We start from the raw sequence: 25179 nt of genomic DNA on the forward strand, positions 1-25179 counted from the left end.
TGAAGTACGTGTACACCGTACTTTTGGGAGGAAAGTCGCTCGGTATCATGTCCCACTGGCAGCCGCTTTTTAACACGTACAATACCGCGCAAAACACATCATATAAATCCACTTTGCGCGGCTTGGTCTTCTTGCGTGCGCTCAGCAAAAGATCTTCTATCTTCGCAAACTGTTCTCGACTGATATCGCTTGGGTAGGTTTTTCTCATTACCCAAGTTTACGCAATATTCTTTTTGTTTACAATAAGATCTCGAATAGCTTCTTAGAATGATGCTGGGCAAACCCTGAGTTTGCTTCACCCTTCCAGCAATTCGCTCAGATTCCCTAGTCGCAGCACATTACACCCGCCGCACTGGCAACCGGGTGCGCAAGATCAATGCGGTGCTACAACATCCTGATCCTGACAAGTCCTGGATGCTGGCGAATATCGACCGGGAAGTGACCGGTGCACCGGATGTGCAAATACTGGAATGCAAGACTGCCGGGGAATTTGGGGTCAGGTTGTGGCGTGAGGGTGTGCCGGAATACATTGTCTGTCAGGTACAGCATCAGCTTGCTGTCACGGGTAAGACGGCTGCAGATGTCTGTGTGCTGGTATGTGGGCAGGAAATCAGAATTTATCGTATTACTCGCGATGATGAGTTGATTGCCCGACTGATGGCACTGGAAAGACAGTTCTGGTATTACGTGGAAACGGATACACCACCACCTGCGGACGGATCAGAATCTGCTGAGTTGGCCTTGCGCTGTCTGTATCCGCAGGATTCGGGCAATCATCTCGATTTCACCACTGATACGGAAATGTCAGCCATCTTTGCCGATCTGGTCAATCTGCGGGCGGATATAGCGAACCGGGAAGAACTGGCCGCTTTGCTGGCGCAGCAAATCCAGCAGCGCATGGAGAATGCGAGTACGGCGAGTTTTGAAACTGGTCGTGTCAGTTGGAAACGTTCGAAAGACAGTGCACGTCTTGATGTTGAGAAGCTGCTGCTGGATCAACCGGATTTGCTTGAGCGTTATCCGCTGCTCAGGCCGGGTAGCCGACGATTCTTGCTGACACCTGAAACTGGTGACTGAACAATCCGGATGCTGGCGAATTTTCCCATTAGTACCAGTTTAATCAAGCTGCATTTTCCCCTTCTGCAAGTCCATACAGCCTGCCCCTGATTACCAGAGGGCAGGCTTTCTTTTTTTATTTCAAGGAATCATGATGATCAAAGGTCTCGCTATCACGCCTCCCATATTGGGCCGTATTTCCATAGGCAGCATAGTTGAAACGAACGGTAAACGTCTGCCAGTCAAGGAAGACTTTTTTACTATTACTTCACAGGTACAGGGGCGGAATGGATGGTTGAACCATCCAATGAATGAAGCATTGCGCAAGAAGTCAGGAGGAACAGACAAGCTGCGCTCGATCCCTGTACGGGTACTGTTCAGTGAACCCGGCCTGAACTTGCGGGCCGAGTACAGCCTGTTCGACCGGCAGACTGGCCGACCACTATGTGTGGGGAACGGGGAAACGTGCAGACGCTATACCAAGTCGGGACTCCAAAGCCTGCCCTGCCCTTCGCCAGATGGTTGTGAACTGGCAAAGGGCGGTGCCTGCAAACCCTATGGCCGTCTGAATGTACAGATCGGGGATGAGGATGAACTGGGGTCGTTCATCTTCAGGACAACCGGGTTTAACAGCATCCGCACCCTGGCAGCACGTCTTAGCTATTATCAGGCGGTGTCTGGCAATCTGCTGGCTTGTCTGCCGCTGGAACTGCGGCTCAGAGGTAAAAGCACGACGATGAGCCATCGTTCTCCTATTTATTACGTGGATTTAACGGTGCGGGAAGGCATGTCGCTGGAGGCAGCCATTGCCACAGCAAGGGAAACGGATCAAAGACGCAGGGATAGCGGGTATGACCAGGTGGCACTGGATACTGCCGCAGCGCTCGGGTTGCGCCTCCAAAAATTCAGGATGCGACGAGAGTGCTGTACTTTTCAAATTGAATCCATCTGAAAGGATGGTTTTGATGTAAATTAAAACTAAGGAATCATCATAAACATGATCCTTAAGAGAGGTTTCGTTTAGTGCAATACCTAGGTGCGTCATTGATTCCTTTCTTAGTGATTAAGCAAAAAAAAGCCCGCAGGGATTAAGTGCGGGCTAGATTTAATAGGTTAGTTTGTTTTTCAACCTATGCATAAATAATATCATCACAATGTCAATTTGTCAAATTATGCCTTCTTGGGGACTGAGAAAACTATTGGGAGCTTTAGCTTAATCCTAAGGATTCTTAACTTAGAAAGCTGAAGATCAATAAATGAATAGCTCTATCAAAACGAATAGGGCAATGCATCTTGAATAAAAGTAGTGAAAGTATTGCGATGGTACAATCGCAGGAGACATTCAACATCAGTTAAGCCTAATTTAAGCCTAAATGACCTTGAATTCTTTGACGATAAGCACGCTTATCAGTTGATATAAACCCTTAGGCAGCAAGTTAATTACTGTGCTAAAGCTTTTTAAGTCTTTGATTTATATAGGTAAATGGCGGAAGCTGTGAGATTCGAACTCACGAAGGCTATAACACCTCGCCAGTTTTCAAGACTGGTGCATTCAACCGCTCTGCCAAGCTTCCGAGCCGATGATTATACCCGGATTATGCTTCTTCAACAAGGCTCAAATTTCAGTATGAAAATTCTTGTCCAGCAGGCTGATGATCTGCTCCGGGCTGACGGGTTTGGAATACAGGTAGCCTTGCACCTCGTCACAGCCAGCCTTGATCAAAAAATCAAGTTGTTCGCGGGTTTCCACGCCTTCGGCGATGACTTTGTGGTGTAGCTGCTTGGCCATGAGGATGATGGCGCTGGCGATGGCGCAATCGTTGGGGTCGGTGGGGATACTTTGTATGAAGGACCGGTCGATTTTAAGCGTATCAATAGGGAAACGTTTCAGGTACGACAAGCTGGAATAGCCGGTGCCAAAGTCGTCCAGTGCCAGCACTACGTCTTGTGCTGTGATTTGCTCCATGATGGCGATCACGCTTTCCGAGCTGTGCATGAGCATGCCTTCGGTAATTTCCAGTTCCAGCCACTGGGGTGATATCTGATACCGCTGCAAGGCTTCTTTGACGCGCACTGGCAGGTTATTGGTAAATTCCCTGGCTGATACGTTGACGGCAACGCGGAAAGGCGCAATGCCGCTGTCTTGCCAGGCTTTGGCCTGGGCGCAGGCGGTTTCCAGTACCCATTCATCAATTTGCAGGATCAAGCCGGTTTCTTCGGCAACGGGGATGAACTCTACTGGCGAGATGAAGCCTTTGTCTGGATGTTGCCAGCGCAATAGCGCTTCGGCACCGATGATTTTGCCGCTGGCCAGGTCTACCTTGGGTTGATACACCAGATAAAATTCCTGGTTTTCCAGCGCCTTGCGCATGGCGGATTCCAGGTACAGCCTGCCGGCGATGCTCTGGTTCATGCTGTCGCTGTAAAACAAGAAACTGCCGGATACGTTGCCGGCACTGCGCTTGGCTTTCACCATGGCGATATCGGCTTTTTGCAGCAGGGTGTCAGCACCGCTACCATCTTGCGGGTAGACGCTGATGCCTATGCTGGCCCCTACCCGCAGTTCATGCCCATCCACTACGAATGCATTCTCTAGCGCGTGCAACAGCTTTTGCACCACCAGGCTGGCATGAAAATGCTGGCTAATATCCAGCAAGGCAATCGCAAACTCATCACCACCCAGACGGGCGACGATGTCGTTTTCGCGCAAGGTGGTCAAAAACCGGGACGAGACCTGGCGCAGCAGTTCATTGCCAATATCATGGCCCAGGGTGTCATTGATGAGCTTGAAACGGTTCAGGTCAATAAAGATGATGGCGGCACTGGTGTTGTTGCGTTGTGACTGCAACAGGGCTTTGTCCACCAATTGTTTGAACAGGCTGCGGTTTGGCAGGCTCGTCAGCGCATCGTAATAGGCCAGGTAATTGATTTTGTCTTCGGCTTCTTTGCGCGCAGTAATGTCGCTTAAATAGCCGATGATGCCGATGGGCATGCCATGGGTATCACACAAAGGTGACAGGCTGAGGCTGGCCCAGAACACTGCACCGGATTTCTTTTTGCGGCGCACTTCCATCTCGCGCCCGCCCTGCTCCAGAAAGCTGTCATACAGCTTGAGGCCATCGATGTCTTCGTCGTCATACAGGAAAAGAATATTCTTGCCGATGACTTCCTGGGCGTCATAACCAAACAGTTTTTCTGCGCCACGGTTCCAACTGATGATGAAGCCTGCCAGATCCATGGTAATGACGGATTCATGAATCTGATCAAGTATCTGCGTCTGTTGCAGTTGCGCCTGGGCGGATGCCTGGTATTGCTTGTCCAGCAAAGCACGGCGTGAAAACAGGCTGGCTGTCAGCGCAGCCAATATGTTCAGTTTTTGTATGTCCGCCTGGTTGATGCGTCCCATTTTGCCGGACAGCACATAGTAACTTTCGGCAGTAGCGGCGCAATGTATTGCATCCTGCATCTGTCCTGGGTCGGGCAAACCGCGTTTGAAAGCGGCATTGGCATCGTTAAAAATGGCACTGACGATACGGTTCAATTCTGCATCAAGCGCTTCGCCTTGCAGGCACAATACGGCCTCGCTCAGGCTGACGCCGATTTCCAGTTCGTTGATCGCGGGCGGCATGCTCATGCTCACATGTCCTGACAAACCTGGTTGACCCATGCATAGGCAGAGATCACGCAGTCATAATACTCATCCGGCTTAAGGCCGATTTCGCCCATCAATGCCATGTCAAAGTGCGCATGCGCACGGTCGGCCCGCTCTACCAGGTCCAGGCATTTGCCCAGTTGCCCGGATTTGTGCAGCAAGGCGTCCAGCACGTCGGTATGCAAATTCAGCGACTGCAATACTTCTGCCAGCGAGTTGCCAAACAATTTGTCCAGCAATGAAAACATGCCGACCATGAAGGCGCAATCCAGTTGGTCTTTATTGCCGCCCTGCTTGTGGCAGATAGCCTCCATCAGGCTGGCACGAAAAGCGGCGCGGGGCATCAAGGGGTTCAAACCACCACCGTTGTCATGCTGGCGCGCGTATAGCAATAATTGCAGCCATCTTTGCAACTGTCGTCGGCCCAGCAGGTTGATGGCCTGGCCAAAACTGGATACCCCAACGGTCTGGGCAAAGGCAGCCGAGCTCACCAGCTTAAACAACATGAAAGACAGGGTGGTGTCTTGCTTGAAAAGTTCTTCCAGTTCACGCGATTCGGCATCCCGGGCGACAAGGCCCAGCAGCTTCAGCAAACGCGTCCTGACGCTGGCATCGGCGGTTTTATTATTGGCAGGTGGATTAAATGCATAATCGCCAGAAAACCATTTGAAACCGGCCTCACCAGCATGCTCTTGTAGTACGGCACTGGACAGGTTTTTTGCCAGATGCATGCCACCATGCAAGCGCCCCAGCCATGGTTTGACCTGGGCAGGTATGGCGATGTGGCAATCAACCGCAAGAATTTTGGTGCCTTCCCAGGCGGGTTCACAACGGGCGGTAAAATCATCCAATACTACCGCCACGCCCAGCGAAGAAAAATGCTTTAACCTGAGTTGTATCTCTTTGTCGCTGGCATGCACTTCGGGTACGCACAGCTTCAACCTTGCGACAGGCAGGCGGGTATCCAGATCAACGGGGACCTGGGCAACATCATTGATTTTTACCAGCAGCGAAATGGGGCTTAGCCTGGTAAAGAATTCGCTCTCATTCAAAAACTGAAGAATCGAAAACACTTCTGCCACAGGCACGTTACCAAAATCAGCCTGCAATGCCTGCAGTTGCTGTTTGCCGTTCATGACTGGCAAAAATGTGCCAATTCCTCGGTGTTGTGTCATAAGTGGAAGAGCAATTTGGATCAGAAATTGTTAAAGATATTAATTTGAGAATTTAGCAATTGCAACATAATTTAAAGCAATACATGAGGTATTTTGGATATTATCGGCAGGACTGTCTGTTTCCTTTAAAAACAAGGCCAGAACTTGCAATATCGTTGCTGTATCGTTGCTATATAGTTGAGCAAGTGTCGCGAAAATGCTTCACTGCAAGACAGCGCGCGAATGGCTGCCTGCAGAAAAATGCGTAAGGATTTTACAAAGTGATGGGTGACGCACCTGCCAGGATCAGGTGGTTTTCAAGAAAATCTGCTGCAAATCGTTCAGGAAAAGTTTGCCCAAAGCCGTGGGTGAGATCGTCTGGTGATCGCGGTATAGCAAGCCCTTCTTTTCTGCCTCAAGCAACTCGCTCTCGATGGTATTGAGCAGCATGCCGGTACGTTCCTGGAACAGGTTGACATTGAACCCGCCTTGCAGGCGTAAGGCATTCAGCATAAATTCAAAACCCATTTCATCCGGGTGGATTTCTGCAGATTCCTGCACGGCATTGCCGCTTGCCACGGCATCCATATACGCTTTGGGTTGCTTGTAGCGCGCCTGCCTGACCACACGGTGGGGGAAAGACAGTTTGGAATGCGCACCGGCACCTATGCCCAGGTAATCACCAAAGTTCCAGTAATTCAGGTTATGTCGCGATTCGCGTTTTGTCCTGGCGTAGGCAGACACTTCATAATTACCGTAACCGGCAGCCGCCATGTTGGCATGGATAAGATCCTGCATTTCGGCACTGAGGTCATCATCCGGTATCGCGGGTGGGTATTTGGCGAAATAGGTATTCGGTTCCAGCGTCAGGTGATACAGGGATAAATGCGGTGGTGCAAAAGCGATGGCGGTTTCCACATCCAGCCTGACTTCTTCCAGGGTCTGGCCGGGCAAGGCAAACATCAGGTCTAGATTGAAGTTGTCAAAATTGGCCCTGGCTATATCGATGGCGCGACGTGCCTCGTCGCCGTCATGGATGCGGCCCAGCGCTGCCAGGTGACGTGAGTTAAAGCTTTGTATGCCAACCGACAGGCGGTTGATACCGCTTTGGCGGTATGAGCGGAATTTTTCTGCTTCAAACGTGCCTGGATTGGCTTCCATGGTGATTTCAGCCGCACCGTCCAGTGGCAGCAAGGTGCGCACATCAGACAACAGCCTGTCCAGCCCGGCTGCTGACATCAGGCTGGGTGTGCCACCACCGATAAAGACGGTGTATATCTTGCGCCCCCAAATCAGGGGCAAGGCCATTTCAAGATCAGCCCGCAGCGCATCCAGATAGGCTTGTTCATCAAAGTTGCTACGCACTTCATGCGAATTGAAATCGCAGTAAGGGCACTTTTTTACGCACCACGGAAAATGAATATACAGTGACAGCGGCGGCAATTGCGTCAGGTTAAGGCTGCCTGGCGACAGGTATTGGCTGGCCACGTTTTGTGGTACCGCCGATAAATCGCGCTTGCTTGTTTGAACTGCGGGTGTCGCCGGAATAGGCTTGATCGGTATCATCTGAGTTTTTCAACCAGGGCACGCAAGGCCTGCCCACGATGGGATAACTGATTTTTTTGTTCTGCTGACAGCTCAGCCACGGTCTTGTTAAGACTGGGCAAGAAAAAGTGCGGGTCATAGCCAAAACCGTTTTCACCGCGGGCATCGGCAATCAATTCACCAGCCCAGACACCGTCAGCAATCACTGGCTGCGGGTCAAATTCAGAACGCACATAGACCAGCACACAATAATAATAGGCTGACTTGTCGCCAATACCAGCCAAATCGGCAATCAGCTTTTGATTATTCCTGAGGTCAGACTTGGGTTCGCCTGCATAACGGGCAGAAATCACACCCGGTGCGCCGTTGAGGGCATTCACGCAGATACCGGAATCATCTGCCAGCGCCGGCAGGCCGGTCAGGCGCGACGCATGCCTGGCCTTGGTCAAAGCATTTTCTACAAAGCTGAGGTAAGGTTCCTCTGCTTCAGGTACCTGAAATTCAGATTGCGAGCATAGCGTAATACCCAGCGGGGCAAGTATCTGGTAGAACTCTTTCAGCTTGCCCTGATTATTCGATGCCAGGACGATTTTCTTGTTCATAGCCCCACCCTCTTCAGCTTGCCTGCAAGCCTAGCACCTGTTTTTGCAAGGCGATCAGGTCGTTGATGCCTTCTTGCGCCAGATCCAGCAAACGATTCATGGTGGCACGATCAAAAGTTTCACCTTCGGCAGTCCCCTGCACTTCGACAAAATGGCCGTTTTCTGTCATGACCACATTCATGTCGGTATCGCATTGTGAATCTTCCAGATAATCCAGATCCAGTACCGGGTGTGACTGGTACACACCGACAGAAATCGCAGCCACAAAATGCTTGACTGGCACCCGTGAAATCAGCCCGCGTTCCACCAGTTTGGAAAATGCATCATAAGTTGCCACCATGGCACCGGTGATCGAGGCAGTACGTGTACCACCGTCGGCCTGAATGACGTCGCAATCTATATGCAGCGTGCGTTCACCAAATGCGTCCAGATCAAAGGCAGCGCGCAAGGAGCGGCCTATCAGTCGCTGGATTTCCTGGGTGCGGCCTGACTGCTTGCCCTTGGCTGCTTCGCGGTCCATGCGGCTGTGGGTGGAACGTGGCAGCATGCCATATTCGGCGGTCAGCCAGCCCTGGCCTTTACCCTTTAAAAAGCCGGGCACCTTGTCTTCTATGCTGGCGGTACAGATAACGCGTGTGTCGCCAAACTCGATCAGGACCGAACCTTCTGCATGCTTGGTGAAATGGCGACTGATAACAACCGGACGCAAGGCGTCCGCTGTACGCCCACTAGGGCGAAATGGATTTGACATGTGGTTTAATTCTTAGTAGTAATGCGTGACGATTTATGTATCGCGTTGCGGATTTCGGCAATGGCCTTTTCTATTTCGGCGTCATTGAAGACATCGCCATCGGTGGCTTCCACTTCAGCATCCATGGGTGCCTGTATGGTCGTCGTGACAGACCCGATAGGCAGGGTATTGGTAGAAATGATGGTGGAATTATCCATCCTGTCATCGCCTTCCCACATCATGGCCAGGGCGGTGACATTATCACTCTGCTTGCCGGCAATATCGACGGCCGACCGTATCAGTTCAGGCACGGCCCGCACTATGGTATGGTCGTGCAGGCGCTGCGCCAGCATATGGTCAGGCAATACCGACCACAGGCCATCAGAACACAACAGCAGCAAATCACCCGGCTGCAACACCGCACGGCGCGACAATTCGACGATAGGTGCATTCGGCGCGCCCAGGCAATTGAAAAGTTTGTTGCGGTCCGGATGGGTATGCCGTTCTGCCGGATCAACCTTGCCTTGCGCAATCAGGGTTTCCAGTCGCGAATGGTCTTTGGTACGCAACAAAATCTGCCCCTGGCGTATCCAGTACAAACGTGAATCACCGCAATGCGCCCAGTAGGCATAACCATTCTGGATCAGGCAGGCGACGATGGTGGTACGCGGGGTTTCCGGCAAGTTGTTGATGGCGCGATAGCGATGTATCTCTTGATGCGCCGCCAGGAAACTGTCTTCCATAAACCGTTCCGGGCGCCCTATCATGGGATGCGCCTGCTGCTGGAAGAGATTGCCTATGGTCTGCATGGCAATTGCTGCTGCCATTTCGCCCATGATGTGGCCACCCATGCCATCCGCCAGCAAGAGCAAAATCGAATCCCGAGTGAAGCTATACCCCATTCGATCCTGGTTGACCTTACGGCCACCAATATGACTTTCTTGATAAACGGAAAAACGCATGTGATATAAAAGTTAATTCTGATTTAATTCTGTTAATGGGAACTTCTGTTCATTTGAACAACAGGTGGCGTCAAAGACACTGTTATTTGCAAAAATGCAAATCTAATGCAAGGTGCTCTCTTGTATTGTTGTATGGTCGCTTTCGACCTTTTTTCTTTTGCCATTGATGAAGGTGGTGATCTTCAAGCGCATTTTTTCAATGAAACTCAGTTCTCTCTGTGGCTGCGCCTGTATTGCCAGTGCTTTTTGCAGGGCAAACACACTTTGTGGACGTTCCAGCGCATCCAGTTGCAGGCACCAGCGCACCACTTCTATTAATTCACTAGAGTATAAACCTTCCAGCTTACGATAATGCCCATCCATCTTATCATTGGTCTTGCGCTGGTCAGACGGCTGTGGCGGCGCACCTACCATACAGGCAAAAATCGAAGCACCTATGCTGTAAATATCAGTCCAGGGGCCAAGATTACCATTTTTTTGATATAACTCTGGCGCCGCAAAACCTGGTGTGTACATGGGATAGAGCTTGGGTATGTCTGTTTTCAGGGTTTGTCTGGCGGCACCAAAGTCCAGCAAAATCGGCGTCCCATCCAGGCGCAGGTAAATATTCGCCGGTTTCAAATCCAGATGCAGCAGCTTATTGGTGTGCACTTCACGCAAGCCATTCATCACCTGGTTGAACATGCGCCGGATAAAGCGTTCTGACACCAGCGGTTTTTCACCCTTGTCGCGGCGACGCAAGATATGCTCCTGCAACGAACGCCCCGACTCATAGGCCATTACCATATAAACCGTTTCGTTAGCCCGGAAAAAATTGATAACGCTCACCACATTGGGATGAGAAATGCGGGCCAGCGCACGGCCTTCTTCAAAAAAACACTTCAAACCGATACGATAAATCGGTAAATTCTCGTTCGAGATAGCAGGTACCAGCTCCCCCTGCTGGCGCAAGGCGAGTGAACTTGGCAAATACTCTTTGATGGCAACGGCATTGCCATCTTCATCAGAAGCCAGGTATACAATACTAAAGCCACCGGACGCAATTTTCTTTACAATGCGGTATCCGGCAATTTCCAGTCCATCTGGTAGAGGTGCGTTATTTTGTGCGGCCATCAATCTTCCAATTCACTATACAAAACGGATTGTGTTGATTATTGCGGTATTTGTAAAGAATATCCTAGTGTCTAACGCGCAATTTTGGCAATCTGATACACAGTTCATCCCTTTTAGAGGAAATACTTTGAGCATTTTTAGCATGACTGGCTACGCCACCAGCACCAATGAAACCGATGCTGGCACTATTACCATTGAAATTAAAAGTGTCAATTCCCGCTTTTTGGACCTGCAATTCAGGATTAATGATGAATTTCGCGCGGTCGAATCGCAATTCAGGGAAGCGCTGACACGCAAGCTGGCCCGTGGCAAAGTCGAATGCCGTTTCAGCTTTGGTAAAAAAGTCGCAGAAACCAGTCATAAATCGCTCAATGCCAGCCTGCTGACACAATTGGTCGGCTTTCAGGCTACGCTGAAATCCCAGTTTCCTGACGCTGCCCCCTTCACCACGAATGAAATCCTGCGTTGGCCAGGTGTGATTGAAGAAGGTGAAATCAATGCCGAGTTTTTTCAGACCGCCATCAACGACACCATCAACAAAACGCTGGAAGCCTTTGTCACCAGCCGTGAACGTGAAGGTGCCGCGCTGGAACAGGTATTGATCAGCCGGATCACGGCCATGGAAGAAATTGTCACCCGTATCACACCGCTGATGCCACAAATCGTGCAACAGTTCCAGCAAAAAGCCACCACCAGACTGGAAGAAGCACTGGGCCTGGCCTTGCAGTCTGGCGGCGCCAATGCTGGCCAGACCATCACCCGCGAAGAAGCGCTCGACCGTATACGCCAGGAAGTCACCGTGTATGGTATCCGCGTCGATGTCGCAGAAGAACTGGCACGTTTATCTGCCCATCTGACCGAAACCCGGCATATCCTGAAAAAAGGTGGCCAGGTCGGCAAGCGACTCGATTTCATGATGCAGGAACTGAATCGCGAGGCGAATACCCTTGGCTCCAAGGCTGCTTCGAAAGAACTGTCGGATGCATCCATGGAATTGAAATTATTCATAGAACAGATGCGCGAGCAAGTGCAAAACCTTGAATAAGCAGGCGCATTTGCTTATACTCCCGCCACTATTTTCTCTGGGAAATGAATGAAAGCGGACAGCAAGCGAGACGGGCAGCGCTTTTCCGCCTGCTTCTTGAGCCTCAAGCGCTTTGTTATTGACCAGAATAACCACACCGGAGGACCGACCCATGCAAGCCAATACTTCGACTGCCGGCAGTCTTTTCGTGGTCGCCGCGCCTTCTGGTGCGGGTAAATCGACCCTGGTGAATGCCCTGCTTTCTCAGGAACCGGCGATCAAGCTGTCGATTTCCTACACGACACGACCACCGCGCCCCGGTGAGCAAGATGGCCGTGAATACCATTTCACGACACCAGAAGACTTTTTGGCGCGTAAGGCGCAAGGTGAATTTCTGGAATCTGCCGAAGTGCATGGCAATTACTATGGCACTTCACGCATCATTATCGAAGACCAAATGCGTTCAGGCACCGATGTGTTGCTGGAAATAGACTGGCAAGGTGCACAACAGGTCCGCAAGCAATTTCCTGGCGCTGTTGGCATTTTTATCTTGCCACCATCAATTCCAGCGCTGGAAGAGCGCCTGAAAAAACGCGGTCAGGATGAGCCGCATGTCATTACCAAGCGTATTTTGGCCGCGGGCGGTGAAATGGCGCACTCTCCTGAGTTTGAATATGTTATTATTAATCAAGACTTTGCGACAGCCTTGTCAGAATTAAATGCAATCGTGAAAGCAACACGCTGCCGATTTGCACAACAGGCAACTCGCCACTATGAGCTATTTGCCCAGCTTGGCATTCACGCCAATCCGAATTAATTCTCGAAACCCCAATTGGCAGCATTGGCAATTTTTAGTATTTTGTAAATAATTTAGTATTTAGGAAAAAAACATGGCACGTATCACCATTGAAGACGCTTTGAAACAAATCCCTAACCGCTTCCAGTTGACCCTGTGTGCTACTTATCGCGCCCGCCAATTGCTGCAAGGCCATACACCGAAAGTAGATTCCAAGGACAAGCCTACCGTGATCGCTCTGCGCGAAATCGCTGAAGGCAAAATCGGCATTGAAATGTTGAAGAAGGTACCTGTTTAAGCGTCGTTCTGCGATAGGTTTTTTTATATCGTTGTCCAACACGCTCACAACAAGCCCGTATTCATCGGCCGGGACCACTCAGAATGAACCTAAATGACAGTTATTCATCTCTGGAAATCAAACCGGCCGAATCAGCATCAGTCGCGCTTCCTCCTGCGCGCACCATTCCCGCAAGACATACTTCGCCGCTGGACGATCTGAACGGTATGCGTACGCCTGCCAATAGTACAGGTGTCGCATCCATCACGGCACTGACCAGTCGCATCGGCGAATACATGTCGGCCAGCGAATTGAAGCTGGTCAAGGAAGCCTATCGCTTTTCAGATGAAATGCACCTGGGACAGGTACGCAAGTCTGGCGAACCCTATATTTCCCACCCCATCGCTGTGGCAGAAATCTGCGCTGAATGGAAGCTCGACGTGCAAGCCATCATGGCGGCACTGCTGCATGACGTCATGGAAGACCAGGACGTCAAAAAAGACGAATTGATAGAGCGCTTTGGCGCGCCGGTGGCAACCCTGGTGGATGGTTTGTCCAAGCTGGAAAAAATTGAATTCCAAAGCCAGATCGAAGCCCAGGCAGAGAATTTCCGCAAGATGCTGCTGGCGATGGCACGCGATGTCCGCGTCATTCTGGTCAAGCTGGCTGATCGCCTGCACAATATGCGCACCCTGGGCGTCATGTCGTCTGAGAAAAAACGCCGCATCTCGCGTGAAACCATGGATGTGTATGTGCCCATCGCGCACCGTCTTGGTTTAAATAATATTTACCGTGAACTGCAGGACCTGGCGTTTTCGCATCTGTACCCCATGCGTTACCGCACACTGTCAAAGGCAGTCAAGGCAGCACGCGGCAATCGGCGTGAAGTGGTCAACAAGATCATGGAAGCGGTGAAGTCCTCCCTGGCCGATTCTGGCATCAAGGCAGAGGTCTATGGGCGCGAAAAAACCCTGTACGGCATCTACCGCAAGATGCATGACAAACACCTGAGCTTTTCCCAGGTACTGGATGTGTATGGCTTCCGCATCGTTGTTACCGACCTGCGTGACAGTTATTACGCCCTGGGCAGTCTGCACGCCCTGTACAAGCCCATGCCTGGCAAGTTCAAGGACTATATCGCCATTCCCAAGACGAATGGCTACCAGTCCCTGCACACCACCCTGATCGGCCCGTATGGCACGCCGGTCGAATTCCAGATCCGCACCCGCGACATGCACCACGTGGCGGAATCCGGTGTTGCCGCACACTGGCTGTACAAGAACGAAGAAGGCAGCCTGACCGACCTGCAGCAACGCACACATGCCTGGCTGCAATCACTGCTGGATATCCAGAAACAGACCGGCGATTCAGCCGAGTTTCTGGAACACGTCAAAATCGATCTGTTCCCTGACTCTGTGTATGTCTTTACGCCAAAATCCAAAATTATTGCGCTGCCACGCGGCGCAACAGCTTTGGACTTTGCCTACAACATCCATACCGATATCGGTGACCAGGCGATTGCTACCCGCATCAATCATGAACCCGTACCTCTGCGTTCAGAATTGAAGAATGGCGACATCGTTGAAATTATCACTTCCCCCAATTCGCGTCCTACACCGAACTGGCTGACGTATGTGCGCACAGGCAAGGCCAGGTCAGCGATCCGCCATTACCTGCGCACCATCAACCTGAATGAATCGACCGAGCTGGGCAAGCAATTGCTGGCACAGGCATTGTTGTCAGTCAACCTGAACCCGGATCTGCCCACACCCCTGATCGACAAGCTGCTGAATGAATCCAGTGCCAAGTCGCTGGATGAAATCCATACTGACATAGGCATAGGCAAGCGCATGGCTGCACTGGTCGCCCGACATATCCTGGATCTGGTCGAGGATGATTCGCCCTCCATCCCTTTTCAGCAATACGGCGACAAGATGGCCAACAAGCGCGACCCTGTCATTATTTATGGCAGTGAAGGTCTGTCGGTGCAACTGGCTGCGTGTTGTTTGCCGATTCCCGGGGATGGCATCGTTGGCCAGTTGAAACGCGATCAGGGCCTGGTCGTGCATACCGATGATTGCGAACACGCCAAGCGCCTGCACATCAAGGAACCGGATCGCTGGATAGACGTCAATTGGGGGGAAGACCTGAACCGCCGTTTTGATTGCCGCATTGCCGTCACCGTTACCAATGAGCGTGGCGCGCTGGCACGTATCGCTGCCGAAATTGGCGAATCCGATGCCAATATCAGCCATGTGAACATGGAAGATGGCGACGCCAACGACATGACCAATATCCATTTCACGATACAGATAGAAGGCCGCACCCACCTTGCCAGAATCATGCGCAACATCAAGCACCTGACTGGTGTCACACGCATTATCAGGGAACACGGTTAAACCGCAGTTCAACTAGTGTAGTGTTGCACGCAGATTGCCGCTTATAAAATTGCGAATTTTTCGTTGAGGCAAGGAAAAAACCGCAGCAATACCGAGGTATTGCGAGGATTTTTGACGCAGTATCGGCGGAAAAGGCGCATTTTATAAGTGGCAAGAAGAGTGCAGCACTACACTTACCTTCCATCAAGACCGCATCAGTGTATGCCTTGATGCAGCTTACGCAAACCCCACCAGACCAACCCGGCGATGACCGGCAACAGCAAACCAGTCATCAGATCCGGGTTCAGCGGCACCCCCATGGCTTTCAAGCCCTTGCCAGCATATTGAACCAGGCCTGCCATGTAATAACTGATCGCGGCCACTGACAAGCCCTCTACTGCCTGTTGCAGGCGCAATTGCTGGGCCGCGCGGGCATTCATGCTCTGCAGTATCTTGCGATTTTGCTGTTCCTGCACGATACCCACCCGGGTACGCAACAAGTCATTGGTATGGGCAATACGTTCTGCCAGGCTTGCTTGCCGCCACACGATGGCTTCGCAGGTATTCATCGCGGGTGCCAGCCGACGATCCATGAATTCCTGTATGGTGGGCACGCCTTCAATGCGCGCTTCCCGCATTTCGTCGGTACGTGACTGCACCAGCTTGAAATACGCCTTGGATGCAGCGAAACGATAACTGTTTTCCAGCGCAAGTTTTTCTATGCGGGCAGCCAGATCAATAATCTGACGCAACAGACTTTGCTCTGCATCGGCATTCGCCGTGCCGCCATGGCCGTTACCATTGCTGGCCATGGTCATGGCTTCGGTCAGCGTCACCAGCTCACTTTCTATGGTATTCAGGACGGGAGAAGCACGCTGCGCATGTGGCAAACCCAGCAAGGCCATCATCCTGTAGGTTTCAATTTCCAGCAAACGCTGGATGATGCGGCCTGCCTGCTGATCAAGAAAGCCCTTGTCCCTGACCACAAAGCGGCTGAAACCGTCGGCCTGTATCAGGAAATCGGTCCAGATCTCGCCACGCTGCAGCACTTCGCTGCCGACCAGGACGCCTCCTTCAAAAATCTGCCTGGATGGCAAGGCAGGCTGGCTGTCGTCCTGGAATGGCAGCAAGGCCACATGGGCAGCCACCATCACCTTGCCCTGCAATTCAAATAACCATTGTTGCGGCAAATGCTTTAGTGGCACATCAGCAAACATCTGCTCAGGCCCGGATTCAGGGGCATGTTGTTCTGCCGCTGCGAGCGCGTTTGCAACGAAGGTATAGGTGGCAAATTCGGTATGACATTCCCACTGCAGGCGAAAGCGGCCAAAATCATGGAAAAAGTACTTGCCCTGCCCCGCCGGACTGGCAACGCCAAAATGACGGCAAAAATCTTCCAGTATCACCTGCTGGGTCAGCAGGTTGTCACCACCGAGATGGGCATCACTGCGGGCATAAATGGCCAGATGAGTCAGTGTTTCGGGTGCCCGCAAACGTAATGATGGCCGTGAATGCATCTCAGCTGCCAGCGGCACCCTGAGTGGATGATACAGTTTCGTGTAGGCGATGGACATGGTTGGTCAGCAAAGGATGGAAAAGCTTCAGGCCGGATAGTCAACCTCAAGAATCGTCAGCTCATCGACGCCGCCAGGGGTGCGCAAGGTCACCGTATCGCCGACCCTGGCCTTGATCAGGGCGCGTGCCACCGGTGAAATCCAGCTGATCTTGCCTTGCAGGGGATCAAATTCATCCACCCCGACGATGCGGACAGTCACTTCATCGCCATGCTGGTTCTCATAGGTGACGGTCGCGCCAAAAAATACCTGGTCCGAGCCATGGTGCATGCTGGAATCAAATACTTCGGCAATGTCGAGACGCTTGGTCAGAAAACGTATGCGGCGATCAATTTCGCGCAGACGTCGTTTGCCATAGATATAGTCACCATTTTCTGAACGGTCTCCATTTGACGCCGCCCAGTGCACGATATTGACAACTTCGGGCCGGTCAACATCCATCAGATGCAAAAACTCTTCCTTCATGCGCTGGTGCCCTTCCGGCGTCATGTAGTTTTTTACGCCCGCAGGAATAGCCGGTGCGCCGAATTCTTCGTCGTCATCGGAGTCTGACTCTTTGGTAAATGCTTTGCTCATTGCATTATTGTAACGGACTTGATGGATTTAATTTTCTTTATAGCACCAAAATCTGTGCATCCCTTATAAAATAGCTGAGACGCTACATGCCGGACGATTTAAATTTAAAGCAACTATGCCGCCTGCACCACCACGATCTGGTTCAAACTGAGCCATCTACCGGTGCAGCATACGATGGTAAGCCATGCGAAGCTTTCGGTCCGTCGGTAATGACCAGATGCCTGAACAAGAAATGGATTTTGCATGACAGAAAAAGCAGCAATTAATGTACTCATCGTAGACGATCATGCAGTTGTCCGCGAGGGCATTAAAAGCATCATCGCTACCAGCACGGATATTGCCGTCGTTGCCGAAGCGGAAACCGGCCTGGAGGCGATACGGCTATGCCGTCAGCATGAACTGCAAGTGATTCTGCTGGATATTTCCCTGCCTGACAAAAATGGCATCGAAGTGCTGAAACAGATTAAATCAGAAAAACCCGGGGTTGCCGTCCTGATGTTTTCCATCCATAGAGAAGATCAATATGCAGTGCGTGCCCTGAAAGCCGGGGCAGCGGGTTTCTTGAACAAACAATGCAGCGGCAGCCAGATTCTTGAAGCCATACGCCAGATTTCACGCGGTCTGAAATACATCAGCCCGCAACTGGCCCAGGAACTGGCCAACAATCTCAATCAGGAACATGAAGATGCCCTGCACAAGACCCTGTCGGACCGCGAGTTTCAAACCATGACGCTGATCGCCTCTGGTAAATCGGTTAGCGACATAGCAAAAGAATTGTCACTTTCTGTAAAAACCATTAGTGAATACCGTTCGAGAATTCTTTTGAAGATGAAATTGCGGCACAATGCAGAGTTAACGCACTATGCCATCAAGAATCAACTTGTAGACTAGATAGCAATATTGATGTGTGATCCGACCAGAACTTCAACCAGTCTTTTCATTGCAGCACCTTTGTTGGTAACGCCATTGGCAGAGCACCATGTCAAAAATTCCAAATAATTCGCAATTCAAAACCCCGACTGACATCGCGCGCGAAACCTTCCGGCAATTGGCAATACAAAGAATTGCACCTACCCCTGATGCGTATCGCAAGTTATATAACGATATTTCAGGCGTCATTGAACCGTCACCAGAAGTAGTTGCCGAAGTTGCCGCACCGGTGTCGGAAGCTGAAAACCTGTTGAGCAGTTTTGCCACCAGCCTGCAAGCCTCACAAACCGATTTATCGACTTTTGGCCTGCGCTTCAATCGCGCGATTAAATCCGGTAACTGGCCTGATCTGAGCCGGGCACTGACACAACTGACAGAACGCATTACCGCTCCCCCGCCCCCTGCGTCCAGCAGTAGTAACATCAGCCTGGTCGACCCAGCCCCTGTGCCGCAGACGAAAAATATTTCGCTGGTGGATGATGGACCAGTTGAAGACCCGCGTGTGCGTTTGCTCAAGGATTTGCTGCACCGCACACTGGCACTGGCACTGACATCGCTGCTCAAACCCAGCCCGCCCCTGTCTGGCGAATCTGAAAGCCTGGCACAGGCCGTTAAAGTCGCCGGCAACGAAAGTGAACTGAACCATATTGCTGCACGCCTCAAGCAGTTATGCTTTCAAATAGAATTGCAAAGTGGCGACAGCGCCGAACAGCAGGAATTACTGCTGCGTCTGTTTGATTTGTTGTTGACGAATATTCATGATCTGCTCGACAACGACAACTGGCTGCGTGGCCAGATTGAAGTGGTACAGAACCTGATAGCCGGCCCTATAGATCATCGCGCCCTGCAGGAAGCCACCCGCAGCCTGAAAGATGTGATCTATAAACAAGGCGTACTGAAAACCAGCATCGCAGAGTCGAAAACCTCCGTCAAGAACATGATGGCGGCGTTTATCGACAGACTGAATGCCATGGCTGACAGTACCGGTGCCTACCAGCATAAAATGGGAGCGTATTCCCAGCAATTGAGTAGCGCCAAAGATGTCGCCGAAGTCACCGGTCTGATCGCCAGCATTCTCAGCGAAACCAAGGAAGTGCAGTTTGAAACCCTGCGTTCCAGGGATATGATCGTGGCAGCACAAAAAGAAGTCGCCGAAGCAGAAGCACGCATCAAGGAACTGGAAAGCAAACTGGCACAGATGAGTGAACTGGTAAGGGAAGATCAGCTTACCGGCAGTCTGAACCGACGCGGCATGGATGATGTGTTCGAGCGTGAAGCAGACCGTGCAGACCGGCGTAGTACGCCGCTGTGCGTCGCCTTGCTCGACCTCGACAATTTCAAGAAGCTGAATGACACCCATGGCCATGCTGCAGGTGACGAAGCACTGGTACATCTGGTGCGTATCGTCAAGCAAACCCTGCGTTCCATCGATATGGTCGCCCGCTATGGGGGTGAAGAATTTGTCATCATCATGCCGGAAACCGAGCTGGAAGAAGCAGCGCAAGCGATGATACGTGTACAGCGTGAGCTAACCAAGCACTTCTTCACGGCAAACGAACAAAGACTGTTTATCACCTTCAGCGCCGGTGTCGCCTTGCGCAACCCGAAAGAGCCGCAAGATGCCACCATCAAACGGGCGGACAAAGCCATGTACGAAGCCAAGCAGTCAGGCAAAAACCGGGTGATCAAGGCACCCTGATCTGTCAAACGTATGCCATCAATAAAAAAACGCAGGCATCAGGCCTGCGTTTTGTTTAGTAGCGAGTAGTACAAATTATTGTATGCGCTTCAGGAAGCCATCAGGCGCGACAGTAATCTGCAATTTGTTATGCATGCTCTTGTCGATGACAAATTCCGGGTGTGTCTTCAGGTATTCGTGTACCGCAGTCTTGGGGCTGTTGCCTGGCTGCCAGGGGCGGTTATCAAAGACATCTGCCGGTACATCCTCCACGAAGGTATCAAACACCACGCAGTAACTGTCTTTGCTGACCAGGGGTGCATAGGCCTGCAATTCTGCCAATACATGCTCATGCGTGTGGTTTGAATCAAGAAACACCACGATACGCTGCTTGCCGTGCGCGATTGCCTGCACCTGTTGCACGATGTCGGGCGAAACGCTGGACCCTTCCAGCATTTGTATGCGTCTGGCCATGGGGTGCTGCAAAATCGCATCCTTGTTGTGCTGGCGGATATCGATATCTATACCCACCACCAGAGCATCCGCACTACCGCCACAGGCGGCATTCAATTCCAGTAATGAAGCAGAATAAATAATCGACCCACCGTGGGCAATGCCAGTCTCGATGATCAGGTCGGGCTGCACGCTCCAGATGATTTCCTGCATGGCGACCATGTCGATGGGGTTTTGTATGATGGGCCGCCCCAGCCAGGAGAAGTTGTACACATACTGGCGTCGCATGCTTTGTTCCAGCCAGCTGCGCGACTGTTCCTGGAACTCGCTGTCCTGGCCCAGTTGTTCTATGCGTTGGTCGCGTTCAGCTTCGAATTGTTTGATCGGGTTCATGGCATCCTGGCGTAGTAGTTAAAAAGAACCGGCAGTTCAGTATTCAAATCACCCTGCATGGAACCACACAAGGCATTCAGTTTGGTCGTGGATATCTGGGGAAAGCGTAGTTCGGGTGCCTGGTCTTCAAATGCACACGCCACTCCCAGCGCTTGCAGTTGCGCAGCCAGGCTGGCATGAGAAGTATTATAGCCACTGGCCAGATTGTAAATACCTGTTTCACCCGCCGTTGCAATCAGCGGCAGGCAGCGGGCCACATCAGCCACGGCAATATAATCTTTTTCTGAGCTGGCGGCAGAGCGAAACAGCAGTTTTTTACTACCCGCTGCATCGCGCAATATGTCGGATAAAAAATTCTGCTCAGGCATGCCCTGCCCATATACATTCGACAATCGCACTACTCTGACGTTGCGCTGGCTGCTCAGGCATAAACTTTCTCCCATCAATTTGGAGATATTATATAAATCACCCGCTAGTTGCGGGTTCACCGTCAATGCTGCCTGTTCATCCGTCGATGTGGCCCCGGCATACACACGGGTGCTGGACAAATAAGTCAGACTGGCAAACCGGCTATGCTGCAATATGCCGGAAAGCAGATGGACATGCGCATCCACGGTTGCATATGGTCGCTGGCGAAAATCGGCTGTCAGGCCAGCGCAATAAAAGACGTGTCCCAGGTCTTCATCCATCAAGCGCGAATCTGCTTTTTCAGCGACATAGCTGTTCCAGCCCGTGTCTTGCAGGGCCTGATGCAAATGCTGCCCAATGAAACCCCGGCCCCCGATCAGGGTCGCACGTGGGGCCAAACTGATATCCCCTGTCACTGCCGTTCCCCTATCTGTCGCAAGGGAGTACCGACCTGTATCGAGTAAGCAGCGATTTCGCCACGGACGATGGACCCAGCACCGATAACACAGCCCTGGCGCAGGATAGCGCCGTCGAGGATGATGCAATTGGCACCAATCCAGACATCATCCTCAATCACTATGCCACCCTTGCTGGGCAAAAAGCCCTGCTGGTTGATGCGCCTGTTTTTATCTTGATAGGCATGATTGACAGGGGCAAACGTGCAATTGGCGGCGATAGCCACGTCATTCCCGATGTGAATACCATTCCCGGTGTACAGCACACAGCCGGAATTCACCACGCTGCGCTCACCAATGACGACATCGCCAGAACCGCCTGCGGGTTTGATTTTAACGAAGCTGTCTATACTGGCAAATGCAGCAATGACGATGCGCGTCCCCCTGACTGAATCTTCGATATCAGCCAGCCTGGATACACGTGCATCGGGATGTATGTCTATCACGCCTTCACCACTTTCTATGTGATCAAATAATGATTAAATTCTCATCAATTCGGGAACTGCCACGACAAAATGCCCGCCCCACTCTTTGACTGCTGCCAGGTCACGCATGATTTCCGTTTTCAAATTCCAGGGCAGGATCAGGATGTAATCCGGCTTGTCTGCCAACAGATAGGCGGCATTGACAATCGGTATGCGGCTGCCGGGCATGTATTTGCCTTGTTTGTGGGTGTTGATATCGACCACATAGGGCAGCAGGTCCGGACGTACACCTGAGAAATTGAGCAGGGTATTGCCCTTGGCTGCCGCACCATAGGCGGCGACGCGCTGGCCCTTGCGTTTGGCATCCAGCAAAAATTCCAGCAGGCCAAACTTGGCTTCTTCTGCCCTTTCCTGGGCGCGCCTGTAAAAATCCAGGGTCGTCATGCCGGCTTCGTGTTCCACCTGCAGCAATTGGCTGACACTGTCTTTTTCGGGATAATGGCGGATATCGGCTCTTTGGGCCAGCACACGCAAGCTGCCGCCATGGGTTGGCCATTCCTGCACATCAAATATATGCAGGCCATTACGTTCAAACACGGCCTTGACCGCGTGCAGGGACAGGTAAGAATAATGCTCATGGTAGGCAGTATCAAACTGGTTTTGCTGCACCATGTTCAGCAAATGCGGAAATTCAAAGCTGGCCACACCCTGATCGCTGAGGATGTCGGTAAAGCCACGGACAAAATCATTGATATCCGGCACATGTGCCAGTACATTATTTGCTACCGTTAAATCAACCCGGCCCTCAGCCGCAAGCAGCTCACGCGCCAGTTCGGTTCCAAAAAAGCGTTCTATGATGCGTATCCCTTTTTCCCGGGCGGCTGTGGCCGTGCTGGAAGTTGGTTCCACACCAAAACAGGAGATACCTGCTTCCATCACATATTGCAGCAGGTAACCGTCATTCGCTGCCACCTCCATGACCAGGCTTTGCTCGCCGAGCTTGAATTCCTTGCGCATGTCTTCCACAAATCGCTTGGCATGCAGCAGCCAGCTGGATGAGCATGAACTGAAATACGCATATTCGGCATCAAACAGGTTTTCACGACCGGTAAAGTCTATGGTTTGCACCAGCCAGCAGGCATCGCACACCATGAGCTTCATGGGCAGCCAGATTTCTGCGGTGTTCAAGGTATCCGTACGCAAGTAAGCGTTGGATGGCGGGGCAGAACCCAGGTCAAGAAAACTCTGGGTCAATTCATGGCCACAATGCCTGCACTTCATACATTTACTCCTTGAAAATCTGTATCCAGCGATATTCCACGATTGTCCCGGTCTGACATGTCGCTCACCGCCAGGGGCCAGGTGATGGCCAAACGGCTATCCATGGGGTGCACGCCCATTTCACTGGCTGGCATGTAAGGCTGGCTATGACAATACAACATTTCCACCTCATCCGTCATGGTCTGGAAGCCGTGGGCAAAGCCAGCCGGTATCAGGTAAGAGCGCTGATTTTCGGCAGACAGCAAGACGGCGTGCCATTGCAGGAAATGCGGCGAGCCTGCGCGCAAATCCACTGCGACATCCCACACCTCCCCTTTCATGCAACTGACCAGCTTCATCTCGGCAAATGGTGGCAATTGAAGATGCAGGCCCCGTAATGTTCCCTTGCGGGTGGTATAGGTGTGGTTGATTTGTGCTATTGGTGTTGTCCAGCCAAGCTCTTGCATATCGTCGGCACAAAATAGCCTTTGCAGATAACCGCGCTGATCGCCAAGCGGCTTCCTTTGCACTATTTGCAAACCCGCTATCGGTGTCGGCAAGAAATCAAATCGCCCGGACATGCTCATCGACCTTTTGTGATTAAAAGCTTCATACTGGCCGGCCGGGCTGTAATTGCGCAGTAGATTGTGCTGCTTGCAGATAAGCATCCATATCGCGTGCGCACAACACATCCGCTGACATACCGTTTTCAAAATCACGGTACCAGCGCATGCTGTGTTCTACGGCAGCATCCAGTTTCCAGCGTGGGGCTATCCCCAGCGCCTTTCTGAGCTTGCTTGCATCCAGCGCCAATAATCCGGCTTCATGCGGGCCGCTGATTTCGGTAGCGAATGCTATCTGCCCCTTGCCATAGGCAGCATGCGCCAGTTGCACCACTTCCCTGACGCTGGCAGCACCATCCGGGCCTATATTCCATGCCAGGCTGGTCGCCGGATTGCCCCAGGCATGTTGCGCCAGGCATAAATAGGCCGCCAGTGGCTCCAATACATGTTGCCAGGGACGTACTGAATCCGGCCGCCTGATTTGCAGGGTGTCACCATTACGCCAGGCCCGGACGGCGTCCGGCAACAGGCGGTCTTCCGACCAGTCGCCACCGCCAATGACATTGCCAGCCCGTGCGGCCAGTATGCTGGTGCCCTGCGCTTGCAGGAAAGAAGCGCGATAGCTGGCCAATACCAGTTCTGATGCCGCCTTGCTGGCGCTATACGGGTCATGCCCGCCCAATTCTGCGGTTTCGGGATACGGTGCCAATTGCTCGCGGTTGCGGTATACCTTGTCGGTAGTCACAATCAGGGCAACTTTCACGTCCGTGCGACCACGCAATGCTTCAAGCAGGTTGGCGGTGCCGATCACATTGGTTTCAAAAGTCGCCAGTGGTTGTTTATAACTGGCTCTGACCAGTGCCTGGGCCGCCAGATGAAACACAATGTCAGGCTGGGCCGCATCCACCGCCTGTTTGACAATGTCAAACTGACGTATGTCGCCAAAGTGGCTATGTATCTTTTTATCAATCTCCAGCGCATCAAACAGATTCGGGCGCGACTCTGGTGGCAGTGCCAATCCATGCACTATCGCCCCCATGCGTGCCAGCCAGTTGGCAAACCAGGCACCCTTGAAACCGGTATGCCCGGTCAGCAGCACCCGTTTACCGCGCCAAAACCCGGCATCGGGAACGGCATAACTATGTTGAACAATGTTTTGTATGCTTGCCGTCATG

The 25179-nt window shown here is 51.9% G+C and carries 23 protein-coding genes, 1 tRNA gene and 1 pseudogene; 8 read left to right on the plus strand and 17 right to left on the minus strand.

Annotated elements, in window-relative coordinates:
• Positions 1-208 (minus strand): transposase (locus ACO0LM_RS07810; RefSeq protein WP_423035877.1); only part of this gene is annotated, 208 nt, incomplete at its 3' end.
• Between the two features lie 110 nt (positions 209-318).
• Between ACO0LM_RS07810 and ACO0LM_RS07815 the strand changes: the two are divergent.
• Together ACO0LM_RS07815 and ACO0LM_RS07820 are read left to right on the plus strand one after the other, a co-directional pair.
• Positions 319-1077, plus strand: a pseudogene (locus tag ACO0LM_RS07815) (YqaJ viral recombinase family protein); the annotation flags it as partial.
• Between the two features lie 133 nt (positions 1078-1210).
• Entirely contained in the window at positions 1211-2008 is a 798-nt protein-coding gene (locus ACO0LM_RS07820) for a hydrolase or metal-binding protein (protein ID WP_423036354.1), read from the plus strand.
• A gap of 532 nt (positions 2009-2540) precedes the next feature.
• Here ACO0LM_RS07820 and ACO0LM_RS07825 read toward each other — a convergent pair.
• The 8 genes from ACO0LM_RS07825 to ACO0LM_RS07860 form a co-directional block, all read right to left on the minus strand.
• Positions 2541-2630 (minus strand) — tRNA-Ser (locus tag ACO0LM_RS07825).
• A gap of 41 nt (positions 2631-2671) precedes the next feature.
• Positions 2672-4690: a putative bifunctional diguanylate cyclase/phosphodiesterase gene (locus ACO0LM_RS07830; protein WP_423035879.1), complete on the minus strand. Its 2019-nt coding sequence runs from the start codon at positions 4688-4690 to the stop codon at positions 2672-2674.
• 2 nt (positions 4691-4692) lie between these two features.
• Positions 4693-5844: an EAL and HDOD domain-containing protein gene (locus tag ACO0LM_RS07835; protein WP_423035881.1), complete on the minus strand. Its 1152-nt coding sequence runs from the start codon at positions 5842-5844 to the stop codon at positions 4693-4695.
• Between the two features lie 324 nt (positions 5845-6168).
• Complete coding sequence (hemW, locus tag ACO0LM_RS07840) at positions 6169-7428, minus strand: radical SAM family heme chaperone HemW (protein WP_423035883.1); 1260 nt, start codon at positions 7426-7428, stop codon at positions 6169-6171.
• Positions 7425-8009 carry an RdgB/HAM1 family non-canonical purine NTP pyrophosphatase gene (rdgB, locus tag ACO0LM_RS07845; RefSeq protein WP_423035885.1) on the minus strand — a complete coding sequence of 195 codons (585 nt, stop codon included), beginning with the start codon at positions 8007-8009 and terminating at the stop codon, positions 7425-7427. The genes hemW and rdgB overlap by 4 nt, the downstream gene beginning before the upstream one ends.
• A 13-nt stretch (positions 8010-8022) precedes the next feature.
• Complete coding sequence (gene rph, locus ACO0LM_RS07850; RefSeq protein ID WP_423035887.1) at positions 8023-8760, minus strand: ribonuclease PH; 738 nt, start codon at positions 8758-8760, stop codon at positions 8023-8025.
• A gap of 5 nt (positions 8761-8765) precedes the next feature.
• Complete coding sequence (locus ACO0LM_RS07855; RefSeq protein WP_422981197.1) at positions 8766-9701, minus strand: PP2C family protein-serine/threonine phosphatase; 936 nt, start codon at positions 9699-9701, stop codon at positions 8766-8768.
• A gap of 102 nt (positions 9702-9803) precedes the next feature.
• Positions 9804-10814 carry a serine/threonine protein kinase gene (locus tag ACO0LM_RS07860; protein WP_422981195.1) on the minus strand — a complete coding sequence of 337 codons (1011 nt, stop codon included), beginning with the start codon at positions 10812-10814 and terminating at the stop codon, positions 9804-9806.
• Between the two features lie 142 nt (positions 10815-10956).
• On the opposite strand from ACO0LM_RS07860, the gene ACO0LM_RS07865 reads away from it, so the two are divergent.
• The 4 genes from ACO0LM_RS07865 to ACO0LM_RS07880 all read left to right on the plus strand — a co-directional run bounded on the left by ACO0LM_RS07865 (position 10957) and on the right by ACO0LM_RS07880 (position 15310).
• A complete protein-coding gene (locus tag ACO0LM_RS07865; RefSeq protein WP_423036356.1) occupies positions 10957-11859 on the plus strand; it encodes a YicC/YloC family endoribonuclease in 903 nt (300 codons plus the stop codon).
• A gap of 151 nt (positions 11860-12010) precedes the next feature.
• Positions 12011-12655, plus strand: coding sequence for a guanylate kinase (gmk, locus tag ACO0LM_RS07870; RefSeq protein ID WP_423035889.1), 645 nt, complete (start codon positions 12011-12013; stop codon positions 12653-12655).
• A gap of 73 nt (positions 12656-12728) precedes the next feature.
• Positions 12729-12932, plus strand: coding sequence for a DNA-directed RNA polymerase subunit omega (gene rpoZ, locus ACO0LM_RS07875; RefSeq protein ID WP_186946559.1), 204 nt, complete (start codon positions 12729-12731; stop codon positions 12930-12932).
• 83 nt (positions 12933-13015) lie between these two features.
• Positions 13016-15310 (plus strand): RelA/SpoT family protein, encoded by a 2295-nt coding sequence (locus ACO0LM_RS07880; RefSeq protein WP_422981191.1) that lies wholly within the window; start codon positions 13016-13018, stop codon positions 15308-15310.
• A gap of 194 nt (positions 15311-15504) precedes the next feature.
• On the opposite strand, the gene ACO0LM_RS07885 is transcribed toward ACO0LM_RS07880, so the two are convergent.
• Positions 15505-16863 carry a DUF3422 family protein gene (locus ACO0LM_RS07885; protein WP_423035891.1) on the minus strand — a complete coding sequence of 453 codons (1359 nt, stop codon included), beginning with the start codon at positions 16861-16863 and terminating at the stop codon, positions 15505-15507.
• 27 nt (positions 16864-16890) lie between these two features.
• A complete protein-coding gene (gene greB, locus ACO0LM_RS07890) occupies positions 16891-17439 on the minus strand; it encodes a transcription elongation factor GreB (RefSeq protein WP_423035893.1) in 549 nt (182 codons plus the stop codon).
• Between the two features lie 243 nt (positions 17440-17682).
• Between greB and ACO0LM_RS07895 the strand changes: the two genes are divergently transcribed.
• On the plus strand, positions 17683-18330 hold the full coding sequence (locus ACO0LM_RS07895) for a response regulator (protein WP_423035895.1): 648 nt from the start codon (positions 17683-17685) through the stop codon (positions 18328-18330).
• Positions 18331-18418: 88 nt separating this feature from the next.
• Positions 18419-20068 carry a GGDEF domain-containing protein gene (locus tag ACO0LM_RS07900; RefSeq protein ID WP_423035897.1) on the plus strand — a complete coding sequence of 550 codons (1650 nt, stop codon included), beginning with the start codon at positions 18419-18421 and terminating at the stop codon, positions 20066-20068.
• Between the two features lie 75 nt (positions 20069-20143).
• Here the strand turns inward: ACO0LM_RS07900 and ACO0LM_RS07905 are convergent, their stop codons facing one another.
• The 6 genes from ACO0LM_RS07905 to rfbG are packed head-to-tail and all read right to left on the minus strand — an operon-like array spanning position 20144 to position 25178.
• Entirely contained in the window at positions 20144-20893 is a 750-nt protein-coding gene (locus ACO0LM_RS07905) for a cephalosporin hydroxylase family protein (RefSeq protein ID WP_423035899.1), read from the minus strand.
• Entirely contained in the window at positions 20890-21717 is an 828-nt protein-coding gene (locus ACO0LM_RS07910; protein WP_423035901.1) for an NAD-dependent epimerase/dehydratase family protein, read from the minus strand. Before ACO0LM_RS07910 ends, ACO0LM_RS07905 begins: the two co-directional genes overlap by 4 nt.
• Positions 21714-22202, minus strand: coding sequence for an acyltransferase (locus ACO0LM_RS07915; RefSeq protein WP_423035903.1), 489 nt, complete (start codon positions 22200-22202; stop codon positions 21714-21716). The genes ACO0LM_RS07910 and ACO0LM_RS07915 overlap by 4 nt, the downstream gene beginning before the upstream one ends.
• Positions 22203-22235: 33 nt before the next feature.
• Positions 22236-23462 carry a methyltransferase domain-containing protein gene (locus ACO0LM_RS07920; RefSeq protein ID WP_423035905.1) on the minus strand — a complete coding sequence of 409 codons (1227 nt, stop codon included), beginning with the start codon at positions 23460-23462 and terminating at the stop codon, positions 22236-22238.
• Positions 23459-24022, minus strand: coding sequence for a dTDP-4-dehydrorhamnose 3,5-epimerase family protein (locus tag ACO0LM_RS07925; RefSeq protein ID WP_423035907.1), 564 nt, complete (start codon positions 24020-24022; stop codon positions 23459-23461). Before ACO0LM_RS07925 ends, ACO0LM_RS07920 begins: the two co-directional genes overlap by 4 nt.
• A gap of 28 nt (positions 24023-24050) precedes the next feature.
• The gene (gene rfbG, locus ACO0LM_RS07930) at positions 24051-25178 is read right to left on the minus strand and encodes a CDP-glucose 4,6-dehydratase (RefSeq protein ID WP_423035909.1); all 1128 of its coding nucleotides are present in this window, start codon (positions 25176-25178) and stop codon (positions 24051-24053) included.
• Position 25179: the final 1 nt, after the last annotated feature.

The organism is Undibacterium sp. Di26W, from assembly GCF_049340265.1.
Classification (GTDB): Bacteria; Pseudomonadota; Gammaproteobacteria; order Burkholderiales; family Burkholderiaceae_D; genus Undibacterium.

Coding starts and splice junctions, on each gene's coding strand:
- ACO0LM_RS07830 (WP_423035879.1), bottom strand. CDS start 4,690: ATGAGCATGCCGCCCGCGATCAACGAACTGGAAATCGGCGTCAGCCTG.
- ACO0LM_RS07895 (WP_423035895.1), top strand. CDS start 17,683: ATGACAGAAAAAGCAGCAATTAATGTACTCATCGTAGACGATCATGCA.
- rfbG (WP_423035909.1), bottom strand. CDS start 25,178: ATGACGGCAAGCATACAAAACATTGTTCAACATAGTTATGCCGTTCCC.
- ACO0LM_RS07900 (WP_423035897.1), top strand. CDS start 18,419: ATGTCAAAAATTCCAAATAATTCGCAATTCAAAACCCCGACTGACATC.
- ACO0LM_RS07885 (WP_423035891.1), bottom strand. CDS start 16,863: ATGTCCATCGCCTACACGAAACTGTATCATCCACTCAGGGTGCCGCTG.
- ACO0LM_RS07860 (WP_422981195.1), bottom strand. CDS start 10,814: ATGGCCGCACAAAATAACGCACCTCTACCAGATGGACTGGAAATTGCC.
- ACO0LM_RS07925 (WP_423035907.1), bottom strand. CDS start 24,022: ATGTCCGGGCGATTTGATTTCTTGCCGACACCGATAGCGGGTTTGCAA.
- ACO0LM_RS07835 (WP_423035881.1), bottom strand. CDS start 5,844: ATGAACGGCAAACAGCAACTGCAGGCATTGCAGGCTGATTTTGGTAAC.
- ACO0LM_RS07880 (WP_422981191.1), top strand. CDS start 13,016: ATGAACCTAAATGACAGTTATTCATCTCTGGAAATCAAACCGGCCGAA.
- ACO0LM_RS07820 (WP_423036354.1), top strand. CDS start 1,211: ATGATCAAAGGTCTCGCTATCACGCCTCCCATATTGGGCCGTATTTCC.
- hemW (WP_423035883.1), bottom strand. CDS start 7,428: ATGATACCGATCAAGCCTATTCCGGCGACACCCGCAGTTCAAACAAGC.
- ACO0LM_RS07905 (WP_423035899.1), bottom strand. CDS start 20,893: ATGAACCCGATCAAACAATTCGAAGCTGAACGCGACCAACGCATAGAA.
- rph (WP_423035887.1), bottom strand. CDS start 8,760: ATGTCAAATCCATTTCGCCCTAGTGGGCGTACAGCGGACGCCTTGCGT.
- greB (WP_423035893.1), bottom strand. CDS start 17,439: ATGAGCAAAGCATTTACCAAAGAGTCAGACTCCGATGACGACGAAGAA.
- rpoZ (WP_186946559.1), top strand. CDS start 12,729: ATGGCACGTATCACCATTGAAGACGCTTTGAAACAAATCCCTAACCGC.
- ACO0LM_RS07865 (WP_423036356.1), top strand. CDS start 10,957: ATGACTGGCTACGCCACCAGCACCAATGAAACCGATGCTGGCACTATT.
- gmk (WP_423035889.1), top strand. CDS start 12,011: ATGCAAGCCAATACTTCGACTGCCGGCAGTCTTTTCGTGGTCGCCGCG.
- ACO0LM_RS07855 (WP_422981197.1), bottom strand. CDS start 9,701: ATGCGTTTTTCCGTTTATCAAGAAAGTCATATTGGTGGCCGTAAGGTC.
- rdgB (WP_423035885.1), bottom strand. CDS start 8,009: ATGAACAAGAAAATCGTCCTGGCATCGAATAATCAGGGCAAGCTGAAA.
- ACO0LM_RS07920 (WP_423035905.1), bottom strand. CDS start 23,462: ATGAAGTGCAGGCATTGTGGCCATGAATTGACCCAGAGTTTTCTTGAC.